Raw genomic sequence first — 13,766 nt, 5'->3', positions numbered from 1 at the left:
AGCGGCCAGAGGCCACGTGACATGTGACATGCCACACGTCGGCCGCCAAGCTAGCGGCTGACTGACGCGGCGTCAAGGAGGCGTTCCCGGCCCGTCGCCGACCCCGACCGACCGCCAGCCGATCGACCAGACGTCCGGTCGCCCCACGCCGCGACCGAGCCGCGCGCTCCCGGTGCGATCCCCTGCTGCGAACAGCGCTTCCGCGCTCGCCACGGCTCCTCCCCATGCCCCACTCCCCACCTCCGACGACGGCCGGCTTGACCCCCGACGGGGCGGCAGACTAGCATAGGTTCAGCATGCAGAATCAAATTCGAGATACCGAACCACGGCCGTCCGCATGACCGGCTCTGCCCCCGTCACGATCACCGGCCCCAACGGCGGCGACCCGCTCGGGACCGTCACCCGCACCCCGGTCGCCGACGTCGCGGCGACGATCGACCGCGCCCGTGCCGCCCAGGGGGCGTGGTCGCGCCGGACCCTCGCCGACCGCGCCGACCTGCTCGAGGCCGCCGCCGACCGGCTCGAGCCCCAGCTCGACGAGCTGGCGCTCCTGCTCAGCGCCGAGTCCGGCAAGCCGATCCAGCAGGCCCGCAACGAGACCCGCTGGGCCGTCGACCTGCTCCGCTCCAACGCCCGGGTCGGCCGCCGGATGACCGGCGAGCTGCTGCCGACGGAGGGCCAGCACGGCACCGAGCACGACATCGCCTTCACCCGCCGGGTCCCGCTCGGGGTCGTCGGGGTCGTGCTCCCGTTCAACTTCCCGGTCGAGCTGTTCGTCGAGAAGTGCGCCGCCGCGCTCGTCGCCGGCAACGCCGTCGTCGTCAAGGCCCCGCTCGAGGACCCGCTGACCGTCGCCCGCTTCCACGCCGCCCTGATCGAGGCGGGCGTCCCGGACGAGGTGCTCGCACTGGTCCACGGCGACCGCGACGTCGGCGCCGCGCTGGCCGGCGGCGACGGGATCGACGCGGTCTCGCTGACCGGCTCGACCGGGGCCGGGATCGCCGTCGCGCGGGCGACCGCCGACCGCCTCCGCCGGCTCCACCTCGAGCTGGGCGGGAACAACGCCTGCCTGGTGCTCGACGACGCCGACCTCGACCTGGTCGCCGCCGAGGTCGCCTACGGGCGCCTGCTGATGAACGGCCAGGCGTGCGCCGCGAGCAAGCGGATCCTCGTCCACCACCGGCTCCACGACGCGCTCGCGGAGCGCCTGCGGGCGACGGTCGCCGGCGCCGTCGTCGGGGCCTCGACCGATCCGGCGACGACGATCGGCCCGCTGATCACCCCGGCCGCCGCCGCACGGGTCGCCGGACAGATCGCGCTCGCCCGCTCCCAGGGCGCCCAGCTGGCCGCCGGGACCGGTGAGGCCGACGGCGCCCACCTGGGTCCCGTGCTGCTGACGGACGTCCCGCACGAGGCCGCGCTCGCGACCGACGACGAGATCTTCGGTCCCGCCTTCTGCCTGATCCCGATCGACAGCGCGGCCGAGGCCGTCGAGCTGGCCAACCGCTCGTCGTTCGGCCTGATGGCGAGCGTCTTCAGCGCGGACGTCCAGCGGGCGATGGCGGTCGCGGAGCGGCTCGAGGTCGGCGGCGTGGTCCTCAACGGGACCGACAACTACCGACCGCCGATCATCCCCTTCGGCGGGGTCAAGATGTCCGGCAGCGGGCGCGAGGGGATCGGCTACACGATCGACGAGCTGTCGACCGTCAAGTCGATCGTGCTCCGCCGCTTCCGCACCGGCACGATCGACCCGGACGCCTGAGCCGGGACGTCGGCGGACGGGCCACCACCCCGGCTACCCTCCAGGGGTGGCCCTCCGTCCGACCGACGCCCGCGCCGGCACCGCGGGCCATCCGTCCCCCGACCGCCCCTCGCTGGTCCTGATCGGCCACGGGTCGCGGGACGCCGACCACGTCGAGGAGTTCTGGGACCTCGTCCGCTTCGTCGGCGAGATCGACCCCGACCTCCACCACGCGGGCGGCTTCATCGAGCTGGCCGAGCCCTCGGCCGACGCCGCGATCGACCGCCTGGTCGCCGACGGCGCGACCGAGATCGTCTCGGTCCCGATCGTCCTGCTCGCGGCCGGGCACCTCAAGAACGACGGCCCGGCGACGCTCGCCCGCGCGCGGATCAAGCACCCCGGCGTGACCTTCCACATGGGCCGCGACCTCGGGATCGACCCGCGGGTCCTGGAGGTCGCCGAGGACCGGATCTCCGCCACCCTCGGCGACGCCCCGCCCGAGCAGTCGGGCGTGGTCCTGGTCGCCCGCGGGTCGAGCGACCCCGACGCCTCCGGCGACCTCGCCAAGGTCGCCCGCCTGCTCAGCGACCGCCGCGGGCTGCCGATCGTCGAGCCGGCCTGGATCTCGGTCGCCGAGCCGCGCGTGCCGGACGCGCTCGAACGCTGCCGCCGGCTCGGGGCCACGACGATCGCCGTCGTCCCCTTCTTCCTCTTCACCGGGGTCCTGCTCCAGCGGATCTACGAGCAGGCCGCTGCCTGGGCCCAGGGCCACCCCGAGCTGACCGTCCGCGGCGGCCCCCACCTCGGCGCCGACCGCCGCCTCGCCCGGACCGCGCTCGACCGCTACCGCGAGGGCTACCAGGGCGACGTGCGGATGAACTGCGACCTCTGCGTCTACCGGGTGACCCTGCCCGGCTACGAGGAGAAGGTCGGGCTGCCGATCTCGCTGACCCCGCACGGCGACGGCCCGGCGCGTGGTCGCCGCGGCAACCGCCGGGCGACCCGTGCCCCGCAGAAGGCGCCGGACCTCGCCCTCGCCCAGGCCGAGGAGGGCCGCGGCGGCACCCGCTCGCGCGTGCGGACCGGGGTCGTCGGCGGGCCGGGCGGGATCAGCGAGGACACCCCCGTCGCGATCTCGGTCCGCGACCTCGCCTTCAGCTACCCCGACGGCTCCGACGCGCTCGGCGGCGTCGACCTGCAGATCCGCCAGGGCGAGCGGGTCGCCCTGCTCGGACCCAACGGCGCCGGCAAGACGACCCTGATCCTGCACCTCAACGGGGTCCTCCAGCCCCAGCAGGGCGAAGTCCGGATCGGCGACGTGGTGCTGACCAAGAAGACCGCGCGGGAGCTGCGGCGGCGAGTCGGGATCGTCTTCCAGGACCCCGACGATCAGCTCTTCATGCCCTCGATCGAGAGCGACGTCGCCTTCGGCCCGGCCAACCTCGGCCTGACCGGCGCCGAGCTGGAGACGCGCGTCACCGAGGCGCTGAGGACCTTCGGCCTCGAGGAGCTGCGCTCGGTGGCCCCGCACCAGCTCTCGCTCGGCCAGCGACGCCGTGCGGCGGTCGCCGGGGTACTGGCGATGGAGCCGGAGCTGATGGTCCTCGACGAGCCGTCGTCGAACCTCGACCCGGCCGCCCGCCGCGAGCTGGCCGACGTGATCCGGCGACTGCCGACCACCACGATCCTCGTCACCCACGACCTGCCCTACGCGCTCGAGCTGTGCCCACGGGCGATCGTGATGGACCAGGGCCAGGTCGTCGCCGACGGCCCGACCCGCGAGATCCTCGCCGACGAGGGTTTCATGCGCGCCCACCGGCTCGAGCTGCCGGCCGGCTTCAACCCGCTGGCGGCGTAGCCGGGCAGACAGGCAGGCGGACAGACGGGCCAGACACCCGCTTGCGTCCCGACCGCCCCGCATGCGAACATACGTTCGCATGCGCTGGGATCACCTGCACCACGACACCGACCGCGAGTCCCACGCCCTTCCCGGGATGCAGGACCCAGCCGTCCTGCGCCGCTTCGACGCCCCCGAGGCGCTCGACATGCGGTTCTACGAGATCCAGGCGAAGACGGTCCTCAACCGCGTCCCGGGCCGCTCGGCGATGCCCTTCGGCTGGACGGTCAACCCCTACCGCGGCTGCTCGCACGCGTGCACCTACTGCCTCGATCCCGCCACCCCCGTGCTGCTCGCCGACGGGCGGACCGCGCCGATCGGACAGCTGGAACCAGGCGACGCGATCTACGGGACCCGTCGCGAGGGCGCCGTCCGCCGCTACGTCGAGACCGTCGTCGTCGACCGCTGGAGCACCCGCAAGCCGGCGTTCGCGATCCGCCTGGAGGACGGCACCCGGCTCGTCGCCAGCGGCGACCACCGGTTCCTGACCGCCGACGGCTGGTCCCACGTCGCCGACGCCGCGCCGGGCGCCGCGCCACGCGCCCACCTGATGCCGGGGAGCCTGCTGCTCGGGCCGGGCGGATGCGCACCGACGCCGGAGCCCGACGCCGCCTACCGTCGCGGGTACGTCTGCGCGACCGCCCGCGGCAGCGCCCGCCCGGGCCGCTACGCCTACCACCAGACGCCCGCCGGCGACCGGATCGTCCACCGCTCGCGACTCGCGGCGGAGGGCCGGGCGATCCTCACCCGCACCCGCGCGTTCCTCGCCGCGCTCGGGGCCTCGGCCGAGGCCCTGGTCTTCCCGCCGGCCGCCGCCGGCCGCCCGTCGACGCAGGCGATCGACGCCTCGTTGCGGACCACGGTCGACCACATCCGCGAGCTGATCGAGTGGCCCGACGAGCCCGACCACGGCTGGCACCGTGGCTTCCTCGCCGGGATGTTCGACCTCGGCGGCACGCGCGTGACCGACCGACTCGGCCGCGCGCGCCCGGGCGGCGGGCTCGACGTCGACCCGGGCCCGGACGGCGCGTTCGACCTCGACGGCGTCGGTCCGGCCGGCAACGATCCGGACCTGCGGATCGTGGGACGCGACGACGAGCTGCTGCGCCGCACGACCACCGCCGCGCACGCGCTCGGGTTCGACGTCCAGCCCGAGGGCACGGCCGAGGACGGGGCGGTCGCGATCCGCTTCTTCGGCGGGCTCGCCGAGCGGCTGCGGTTCGTGCTCACCGTCGACCCGGCCGTCCGTGACCACGACGCGCTCACGGGGCGCGCGGTCGAGGGCCGCTCGCTGCTCCGGGTCGTCTCGATCCAGCCGCTCGGCGAGCGCGACCTCTGCGACATCACGACCGGCACCGGCGACTTCATCGCCGCCGGGGTGATCAGCCACAACTGCTTCGCGCGCCCGACCCACGAGTACCTCGGCTTCGACGCCGGGCGCGACTTCGAGCGCGAGATCGTGGTCAAGGTCAACGCCCCCGAACGACTGCGTGCCGACCTGGCCAAGCGGGCCCGCACCGCCGCCTGGGACGAGACCGTCGCGCTCGGCACCAACACCGACCCGTACCAGTGGGTCGAGTCGCGGTACCGGCTGATGCCCGGGATCTGGGCGGCGCTGCGCGACGCCCGCGTGCCCGCCTCGGTGCTGACGAAGTCGCCGCTGCTGCTGCGCGATCTCGACCTGATGCTGGAGGTCCGCGATGCCGGCGGCTTCGAGGCGGCGCTCTCGATCCCGAGCCTCGACGAGCGCGCCTGGCGGTCGACCGAGCCGCACACGCCCCACCCGAAGACGCGACTGGCGGCGGTCGCCGAGCTCAACCGGGTCGGGATCCCGACGGCCGTGCTCGCCGCCCCGCTGATGCCGGGGATCAACGACGCGCCCGACCAGATCGAGGCGCTGCTCGAGGCCTGCAGCGAGGCCGGGGCAACTAGCGTGCGGGGGATCGGCCTGCACCTGCGCGGCAGCACCCGCGACGTCTTCCTCGCCTGGCTCGCCGACGAGCGCCCCGAGCTGATCCCGCTCTACGAGCAGCTCTACGCCGAGGGGCCGTACCTGCCGCGGGCGGAGGCGGCACGCCTGTCGCAGCTGGTCCAGCGGGGCGAGGCGCGCGGCCCCCGGACCGGGCGCGAGCGCTCCCGCCCGACCACGACGGCCGGCGACCGTACGGCCCGTGGCGCGGGCGACGGGCGCACCGACGACCAGCGACGGCCGGACAGCGGCCGCTTCGACGACCGTTCCTGGAGCAGCGGTCGCGCGACCCGTCGCAGCCCCCGGACGGTCCGCCCGAGCGTCGTCCAGGAGTCGCTGTTCTGAGCGTCGGCCGTCAGCGCCCGCGGGCGGTGACCAGCCAGGGGCCGATCCGCTCGGCGGTCGGCCCGGCGACGAGCACGACCGTCCGCATCGCCACCCGCTCGGCGTCGAAGCCGGCGAGCGTCGAGATCTCGACCTGCTGGTCCTCGCGACCGACGTCGGTGGCCAGCGCGACGGGCGTCTCGGGGTCGCGGTGCTCCAGCAGCAGCTCGCGAACGCGGTCGAGCTGCCACTGCCGCGTGCGCGAACGCGGGTTGTAGAGCGTCAGGGCGAGGTCGGTCGCGGCGAGCGCCGAGAGCCGTGCCTCGACCTGCTCCCACGGCACGAGCACGTCCGAGAGCGAGACCGTCGCGAAGTCGCCGAGCGGCGCGCCGAGCAGGGCCGCCGCGGCGGTCCCGGCCGTGACCCCCGGGACGACCTCGGTCGTCGGCCGGGCCTCCTCCGGCAGCGCGGCGACCGCCCGGAGCGCCAGGGCGGCCATCCCGAAGATCCCCGCGTCGCCGGACGAGACGATCGCGACCCGGCGGCCCTCGACCGCCAGCGCGACGGCTCGCTCGGCGCGTTCCTGCTCGGCCCCCATCGTGCTCCGCTCGACCTGCTGGTCGGCGCGCAGGAGGTCGGCGCACTGATCGACGTACGGCCCGTAGCCGACGACGACGTCGGCCTCGCGGACGGCGGTCGCCGCGCGACCGGTACGGAGGTCCGCTCCCCCGGGACCGAGGCCGACGATCAGGAGCGCACCGGGCATCGCGGACACTCTACGGACGCCCCGTCGCGCGGGCCGTGCCCGCAGCCCGACCGGTGCTCAGGGGGTCGTGGTGGGAGCCGTCGTCGACGGCTCCGGGTCGCTCGTGCCGGGCGTCGCCGTCGAGCTGCCGGGCGCCGGGGTCTCCGGCTCGCTCGGCGTCGCCGGAGGGGTCGGCGCGTCCTGGTCGAGCGGCTCCTCCGCCTCCGGCAGGTGCACGACCACGTCGACGCCCGCCGACGAGTCCGGCTTCGAGGCCGGGCGGTCGGGCAGCGGCACGTCGACGCTGGCGCCACCGTCGCCGATCGTCCCGGTGCCCGACGAGGGCAGCGCCAGCACGACCTCGACCGGCTGACGCTCGGCGGGCGTCACCGGATCGGTAGTCGCGCCGCCTTCGCCGGTCCCGGGCTGGGCCCCGTCGGTCCCGCCCGGGGTCTCCGGGTCGGTCGGCGTGCTCGGATCGGTCGGGGTGCCGGGGGTGCCCGGCTTGACCGGCGGCTTCCCCGGCTCGGTCGGCGTGCCCGGGGTTCCGGGGGTCTCCGGCGTCCCGGTGCCGGGGGTGCTGGGGGTGCCGGGCTTGGTCTGGTCGTCGCCGATCGGCGCAGTCACCTCGACGACGTTGCTCGCACCGTCGCCGTGCTCCTGCTCGGCCGTGGTCACCGCCTTCGAGCCGGTGTCGGCCGGCAGCAGGCGCATCCGGACGCGGAGCGCGAACGGGGCGCGCCCGGCCGGGTTGTCGCTCGGCTTGTCGACGAGGTCGACGGAGGCCCGCAGGGCGAGGGCGCCGTTGGTCTCGCGCGTGTCCGCCCGCAACGCGGCGACCGCCGCAGCGTCGAGGCCGAGCCGCACGTCGAGATGCTCGGGCAACGGTGCGGCGGACTCGTCGACGTTCGCCCCCTTGGCGTTCGCCGTCTGATCGGCGGCGGGGTCGCCCGTGGGCGTGCTCGACGTCGCCAGCCGCAGGCGAACCTGCGATCCGGGCTGGAGCTGGCCGCCGTTCGCACCGGTCACCGCGACCCCGATCACGCGCAGCCGCACACGGCTCGACGATCCGGCCGGGGACGGATCCTGGTTAGCCGCCGGGGTGATCGCGCTCGCGGCGGGGCCGTTGTCGACCGCCGCCGGGGTCGTCGTCCCGCTGGCGGCCGACGGAGCCTTGACCGACGCCGTGCCCGACGCGGACGCCTTGGCGTCCCGCAGCACGTCACGCGTGCCACCGTCGGTCTGCGGCCCGTCGACGGCTCCAGCGTCACCGTCGGCACCGTCGGCACCGGCATCGGCGTCGCGATCGCGACCGATCGCCGGGGGCAGCGCGATCGACGCCTGCAGGCCCTCGCCATCGACTCCCTGACTCACGGCCCGGAAGCGCTCGGCCGGCGCGCCGGGCATGAGCAGATCGCGTCCCTCGCCCGAGCCCGTCCGGCCGTCGACGAGCGCCGGACGGGCCGGATCGAAGACGGCACCGACCAGCAGCGCTCCTGCGGCGATAGCGGTCGCAACCGCCGTCGCCACCATCACGTCCTGCCGGGCCACAAAAGTCATCCCTCTGTACATCGGCACCTCGAGCGGTTTCCATGAGCCCGATCTGACCTTCCAGACGTTCGAATCCGACGTTCGTCGAGCCCGCAAGGGGATCTCGGCCGACCGCGACGGCCCTGCTCGTCCGGTACCGTGCGATGCCGGTGACGGTGCGCGGGCACCCGGTCGACGCCCGGAGCGACCGTGCCGCTGCGCCCGGTCGCACAGGTGCAGGAGCTCCGACAGCCAGTCGACCAAACGACCGGAAGTCGGGAACGGCGCCGCCACGGAGCCGCACGGGACGTTCATCCCATGGAGCACGACCACATCTTCTTCCGCGCCCGCCGGCGCCCCGCCCCCGCCCCGGGACCGCCGCGATGACCGTGCACCTGATCGGTGCGGGGCCCGGCGATCCCGACCTGCTGACCGTCCGCGCGGCCGCCCTGCTGGAGCGGGCCGAGGTCGTCGTCAGCGACCGGCCCTCGGCCGACCCGGTCGTCGCGCTCGCCCCGCCCGGTGCCGAACGGATCGTCGTCGGCAAGGTGCCCGGTCCCGACGGGCAGCCGGCGCTCCCCCAGGACGAGGTCTGCGCCCTGCTCGTCCGCCTCGGCCGGAGCGGACGCGAGGTCGTGCGCCTCAAGAGCGGCGACCCGTTCGTCGCCGCCCGCGGGGGCGAGGAGGCGCTGGCGCTGGCCGCGGCCGGGGTCCCGTTCACGGTCGTCCCCGGGATCAGCGCCGGGCTCGCCGCGCCGGCCTTCGCCGGGATCCCCGTCCACGTCCGCCAGCAGTCGCGAACGGTCACCGTGCTCGCCGGCAACAGCGACCCCGAGTACCCCGGCGAGGTCGACTGGGCCGCCCTGGCCCGCCTCGGGGGGACGATCGTCGTCCTCACCGGCCGCTCGCGGATCCGCCGGATCGCCGGCTGGCTGATCGCCGGCGGACTGGCCCCCGAGACCCCCGTCGCCGCGATCAGCGCCGCCGGGCGGGCCGGACGCCAGCGGACCGTCCGCGGGACCCTCGCCGCGCTGCCGCCACGGCTCGACCCGCCGGTCACGTTCGTGATCGGCGACGTCGCCGCGATCGACCTCGGCTGGTTCGCCGACGGCACCGTCGAGACGGTCGCCGAGACCGGCTCGGTCGCCCCGATCGCCGTCGTCGACGAGACCCAGGGGAGCCTCCGTGCACATCCCTGAGGGCTTCCTCTCCGGCCAGGTGACCGGCGCCGGCAGCCTGATCGCCGTCGCCGGGCTCGCCTACTGCGTCAGCCGCGCCGACATCAGCGGCGACGACGGACGGCTGCCGCTGGCCGGGCTCGCCGGTGCCTTCTTCCTCGTCGGCGACTCGCCCTTCATCCCGATCGGCGTCGGCACCCAGGGCCACCTGCTGGGCGGGACGCTCGCCGTCGCGCTGCTCGGGCCGTGGCTCGGCGCGCTCACGATCAGCGTCGTCACGATCCTGCAGGCGTTGGTCCAGGGCGACGGCGGGATCACCACGCTCGGACTCAACATCGTCAACGCGGCGCTGGTCCCGGCCTTCATCGGCTGGCCGGTCCTGCGGGCCGTCCAGCGGATCGTCACCCGCCTGCGCGGGAGTCCGACCGCCGGCGGGCTGGCCTTCGCCTGCGCGGTCGCGGCCTACCTCAACGTGCTGCTGGCGGCGGTCCTGTTCGTCGCCGAGTTCCAGATCGGGGCCAAGGCCGGGATCGACAGCAAGACGGTCGCCGGATCGACGATCGGGGTCTACGCCCTGGTCGGGATCATCGAGGCCGTCGCGACCGCCGTGATCGTGCGCGCGCTGCTGGCGCGCCGGCCGGACCTGGTCCGGATCGCCCCGCCCGAGCTGCGGCCCGTCCGACGACGGCGGGCCACGCCACGGGCGCCCGTCGCCAGCGTCCCGCCGCCGGCCGGAAGCGAGCCGAAGCGGACGCCCGTTCCGCCCCCGCCGGGCTGCGAACCGAAGCAGACCCCCGTTCCTCCCCCGCCCGGCTGCGAGCCGAAGCGGACGCCCGCCGACCACGGTCGCCTGGGCCCCACCGACGTGCCCCACCCCAGCCCCGAAGGATCCGCATGACCGACGACCAGCAGGCTCCCGACCCGCAGGCCCCCGGCACCGACGGGTCCGCGGGCGCTGCCCAGCCCGGCAACGTCGTCCCCGACGCGGGCGCGACCGCCGCCGACCCGACGACCGCCCCCGGCCTCGAGGCCGCCGAGCGCCACGCGACCGCCGACCTCCCCCACCGTCCCGAGGACCAGGGCAGCGAGGAGCCGGTCCGGCGCAAGAAGCGCGACGTCCCGCTCGTCGCGGTGATCACCGGACCCGGCAAGGGCAAGTCGACGGCCAGCTTCGGGATGCTCCAGCGCTCGTGGGCCCGCGGCTACCGCTGCGGCGTCTTCCAGTTCGTCAAGGGCGGCAAGTGGAAGGTCGGCGAGCGCAAGGCGGCCGAGGTCCTCGACGCCTCCGACGAGGGCGGCTCGATCGACTGGGAGACGATGGGCAAGGGCTGGACCTGGATCCAGCGCGACATGACCGAGTCGGAGGAGATCGCCAAGGAGGGCTGGGCCGAGGTCCAGCGCCGGATCGCCGACGCGCGCTACGAGTTCCTGTTGCTCGAGGAGATCACCTACCCGATCAACTGGGGCTGGATCGACGTCGACGAGGTCGTCGCGACGATCCGTGACCGGCCCGGCTTCCAGCACGTGATCATCACCGGCCGCAACGCCGACCCGAAGCTGATCGAGCTGGCCGACCTGGTCAGCGAGGTCGAGAACGTCAAGCACCCGATCAAGCAGGGCATCCGGGCGCAGCAGGGGATCGAGTGGTGAGCCAACGGATCCTGGTGATCCCCGACGGCGCCGCCGAGGCGCCGGGCAACATCCCAACCACGCTCGAGTCGGTGCGCCCGCTCGGGCTGGACGCGCTCGCCCGCCGCGGTGCCGTCGGCCGCGTCGCCGTCACCCCGGAGGGACTCCACGCCGGCAGCGAGACCGGGCTGCCGCTGTTGCTCGGCTGGACGCCCACCGGCCCCGTCTCCCGCGGGCGGGTCGACGCCGCCGCCTACGGGGTGCCGGCGCCGGACGAGGCGATCGTCCACCGTGTCGACCTCCGCCACGCCGACGGCCGCCCCTGGCCGGAGCTGGCCGAGGCCGCGCACACGCTGCTGGTCGCGGCCTCCCGCCGGGTCGGCGACGACACGATGGTCCACGCGCTCGCGGGGCACCGGCTGCTGACCGTCGGCAGCGGCGAGCCGCAGCTGCCCGCCGACGACGAGCTGGCCGCGGCCGGGGCGGCGCGCGGCGTGCTCGGCGCCGACGATCCCGCGGACCGGCCCTACTTCAAGCTCTGGCCCGACGGCGGGACGCCGCCGCCGATCCTCAACGAGGAGACCGTCGTGGTCTGCGCGCCCCGCTCGACGATGGCCGGCGTCGCCCGTCTGATGGGGGCCCAGACCGTCCACCCGACCGGTGCGACCGGCCGGCCCGGGACCGACGTCGCGGCCAAGGCGCGCGCCGCGACCGCGCTCCTGCGCGACGGCACGGCGACCGTCGTCGTCCACCTCGGCAGCCCCGACGAGGCCGGCCACGACCACGATCCCCAGGCCAAGCGGCTGGAGGTCCAGCGGATCGACCGTGACCTGGTCGCCCCGCTGGCCGCGCTGGTCCTCGATCTCGGGGCCACGATCGCCGTCTGTCCCGACCACGGCACCGACCCCCGGACCGGCCGCCACACGGCCGATCCCGTGCCCGCCGTGCTGTGGGGCCCGGGCGTCCCGCGGAGCGGCCCGGAGCAGCTGACCGAGACCGCGGTCGCGGGCGAGCCGGCCGTCGCCAGCCCCTGGCTGCTCGGGACGGCCTAGGCGAGACGGGGCCACGCGTTCTCACTGAGCTTTGCCACCTCTACGGTGGTCAACCTCAAAGAGAACGCCCGAGCCCCCGCCCGAGCCCCCCGCCCGAGCCCGCCCTCGCCGAGCCCCCACCCCGGCCCTACCTCGACCGGCCCCACCGGCCCCGCATCAGCAGGCCCGACCGGCCCAAGCGGCCGGCCCAGCGCCCCGAACTGCCCCGAGCGGCGGCGGCACGGATATAGGATCGTCGACGTGTCCAGCCCTGCGCCCCGGCCCCGCTTCTTCTTCGACGTCGGCTCGCCGTACGCCTACCTGACGGCCGAGCGGATCGAGCGTGCGCTCGGGCCGGTGGTCTGGGTGCCGACGCTGCTCGGCGGGATCTTCCGGGCGACCGGGCGGGCGTCGTGGTCGCAGGTCGGCGACCGGAGCGCCGGGATCGCCGAGGTCGAGCGCCGCGCCGTCGCCGGTGGCCTGCCGCCCGTCCGCTGGCCCGAGCCATGGCCGAACGACGGGCTGCTGGCGATGCGCGCCGCGACCTGGGCCGCGGCTCAGGACGAGGACGGTGCCCGCCGCTACGCGCTCGCCGCAATGCGGGCCCAGTTCGCCGAGGGCCGCTCGCTCGGGGAGCCCGGGAACGTCGGCCGCGCGCTGACCGCCGCCGGCTTCGATCCCGACCTCGGCCTCGCCGGGGCCACGAGCGACGAGACCAAGCAGCAGCTGCGGGCGACCACCGACGCCGCGGCGGCCGACGGGGTCTTCGGCGTGCCCACGGTCGCGATCGGCGCCTTCCGGCTGTGGGGCGACGACCGCCTGGACGACGCCGCGACGATCCTCGCCGCCCAGGCCGGGTAGCCGCCTGGTCCCCGCGGTCAGCGCGCCGCCATGTCGTAGGTGACGAAGTGCCCCGCCGTCGCGACCTGGTCGTAGAGCCCGCGGGCGGTGGCGTTGTCCTCGGCGGTCAGCCAGCGGACGACGTCGCAGCCGCGCTCGGCGGCGAGCTCGCGGAGGTGGTCGAGCAGCACGCGGGCGATCCCCTGCCCGCGCTGGGCGGGGTCGACGAAGAGGTCATCGAGGAAGAGCCCGGTCTCGACCGCCAGCGGCCGCGCGAACAGCCGCACGTGGGCGAGCCCGACCGGCCGGTCGTCCTCGCCGACGGCGACCAGCCCCTCGCTCTCGTGCGCCGGGTCGAGCAGCCAGCCCCACAGCCGCTCGATCTGCTCGGGCGTGTGACTGCGGCCGTAGAACGTGGCGTAGCCCTCGCGGAGCGGCAGCCAGGCGTCGTGGTCGTCGGCGCGCAGCGGGCGCACCGTCCAGCGGCTCGCGGAGGGCGACGAGGTCTGTTCGGCCATGGCCGGCGATCCTGCCACAGCGCGGCGGCCGGCCCGCTTCCGCCGGGGAGTCCCTGCGGTGCCCGGCGGGACACGGGGGCACGGGGGCCACGGGGGCCACGGGGGACCCCGGGACACGGGGAGGACGCGGGGGACACGGGGAGGACGCGGGCGACACGGGGGACCGGGAGCACCTGGAGTCATTCTGCGTCGGGCTGCCGGCCTGGGGTCATCTTGCGTCGCCCAGTGACGCAAGATGACTCCAGGACCAGGGGCCCACCGCGCAGTGACCCCAGGACCCGACACCAAGCCCGCGCACCCCGTCGCCGCCGGCGCCACCTCCCCACCGCCACGTCCCGTCCCCCGTCGGGTCGGCCCCCCTCTA

The 13,766-nt window shown here is 75.5% G+C and carries 10 protein-coding genes and 2 pseudogenes; 9 read left to right on the top strand and 3 right to left on the bottom strand.

The genetic code is table 11. The annotated features are described in order from the left end of the window. The first annotated feature begins 337 nt into the window (after positions 1-337). The 4 genes and pseudogenes from ACVUH9_RS15170 to ACVUH9_RS15155 all read left to right on the top strand — a co-directional run bounded on the left by ACVUH9_RS15170 (position 338) and on the right by ACVUH9_RS15155 (position 5,952). The gene (locus ACVUH9_RS15170) at positions 338-1,762 is read left to right on the top strand and encodes an aldehyde dehydrogenase family protein (RefSeq protein WP_475758335.1); all 1,425 of its coding nucleotides are present in this window, start codon (positions 338-340) and stop codon (positions 1,760-1,762) included. Between the two features lie 46 nt (positions 1,763-1,808). Further along, positions 1,809-2,561, top strand: a pseudogene (locus ACVUH9_RS15165) (sirohydrochlorin chelatase); the annotation flags it as partial. 288 nt (positions 2,562-2,849) lie between these two features. Continuing rightward, positions 2,850-3,599, top strand: coding sequence for an energy-coupling factor ABC transporter ATP-binding protein (locus ACVUH9_RS15160; protein ID WP_475758426.1), 750 nt, complete (start codon positions 2,850-2,852; stop codon positions 3,597-3,599). A gap of 79 nt (positions 3,600-3,678) precedes the next feature. After that, positions 3,679-5,952 (top strand): intein-containing Rv2578c family radical SAM protein, encoded by a 2,274-nt coding sequence (locus tag ACVUH9_RS15155; protein ID WP_475758333.1) that lies wholly within the window; start codon positions 3,679-3,681, stop codon positions 5,950-5,952. Positions 5,953-5,962: 10 nt separating this feature from the next. Here the strand turns inward: ACVUH9_RS15155 and cobJ are convergent, their stop codons facing one another. Next, positions 5,963-6,697, bottom strand: coding sequence for a precorrin-3B C(17)-methyltransferase (gene cobJ / locus ACVUH9_RS15150; RefSeq protein WP_475758331.1), 735 nt, complete (start codon positions 6,695-6,697; stop codon positions 5,963-5,965). Positions 6,698-6,754: 57 nt separating this feature from the next. Beyond that, positions 6,755-8,236: a DNA polymerase III subunit gamma/tau domain-containing protein gene (locus tag ACVUH9_RS15145; RefSeq protein ID WP_475758329.1), complete on the bottom strand. Its 1,482-nt coding sequence runs from the start codon at positions 8,234-8,236 to the stop codon at positions 6,755-6,757. A 353-nt stretch (positions 8,237-8,589) separates the two neighbouring features. On the opposite strand from ACVUH9_RS15145, the gene cobA reads away from it, so the two are divergent. The 5 genes and pseudogenes from cobA to ACVUH9_RS15120 all read left to right on the top strand — a co-directional run bounded on the left by cobA (position 8,590) and on the right by ACVUH9_RS15120 (position 12,905). Next, positions 8,590-9,405 (top strand): uroporphyrinogen-III C-methyltransferase, encoded by an 816-nt coding sequence (gene cobA, locus ACVUH9_RS15140; protein ID WP_475758326.1) that lies wholly within the window; start codon positions 8,590-8,592, stop codon positions 9,403-9,405. Next, positions 9,392-10,282, top strand: coding sequence for an energy-coupling factor ABC transporter permease (locus ACVUH9_RS15135; protein ID WP_475758324.1), 891 nt, complete (start codon positions 9,392-9,394; stop codon positions 10,280-10,282). Before cobA ends, ACVUH9_RS15135 begins: the two co-directional genes overlap by 14 nt. A 170-nt stretch (positions 10,283-10,452) precedes the next feature. After that, a pseudogene (gene cobO / locus ACVUH9_RS15130) lies at positions 10,453-11,034 on the top strand (cob(I)yrinic acid a,c-diamide adenosyltransferase); the annotation flags it as partial. Next, the gene (locus tag ACVUH9_RS15125) at positions 11,031-12,065 is read left to right on the top strand and encodes an alkaline phosphatase family protein (RefSeq protein ID WP_475758322.1); all 1,035 of its coding nucleotides are present in this window, start codon (positions 11,031-11,033) and stop codon (positions 12,063-12,065) included. The pseudogene cobO and the gene ACVUH9_RS15125, both read left to right, overlap by 4 nt. 240 nt (positions 12,066-12,305) lie before the next feature. Continuing rightward, on the top strand, positions 12,306-12,905 hold the full coding sequence (locus ACVUH9_RS15120) for a DsbA family protein (protein ID WP_475758320.1): 600 nt from the start codon (positions 12,306-12,308) through the stop codon (positions 12,903-12,905). A gap of 17 nt (positions 12,906-12,922) precedes the next feature. On the opposite strand, the gene ACVUH9_RS15115 is transcribed toward ACVUH9_RS15120, so the two are convergent. Then, complete coding sequence (locus tag ACVUH9_RS15115; protein ID WP_475758318.1) at positions 12,923-13,402, bottom strand: N-acetyltransferase family protein; 480 nt, start codon at positions 13,400-13,402, stop codon at positions 12,923-12,925. Positions 13,403-13,766 lie beyond the last annotated feature (364 nt).

It is taken from the genome of Patulibacter ginsengiterrae (assembly GCF_056269115.1).
The sequence above is the reverse complement of the archived record's forward strand: the minus strand, read 5'-3'. Positions and strand labels throughout refer to the sequence as shown.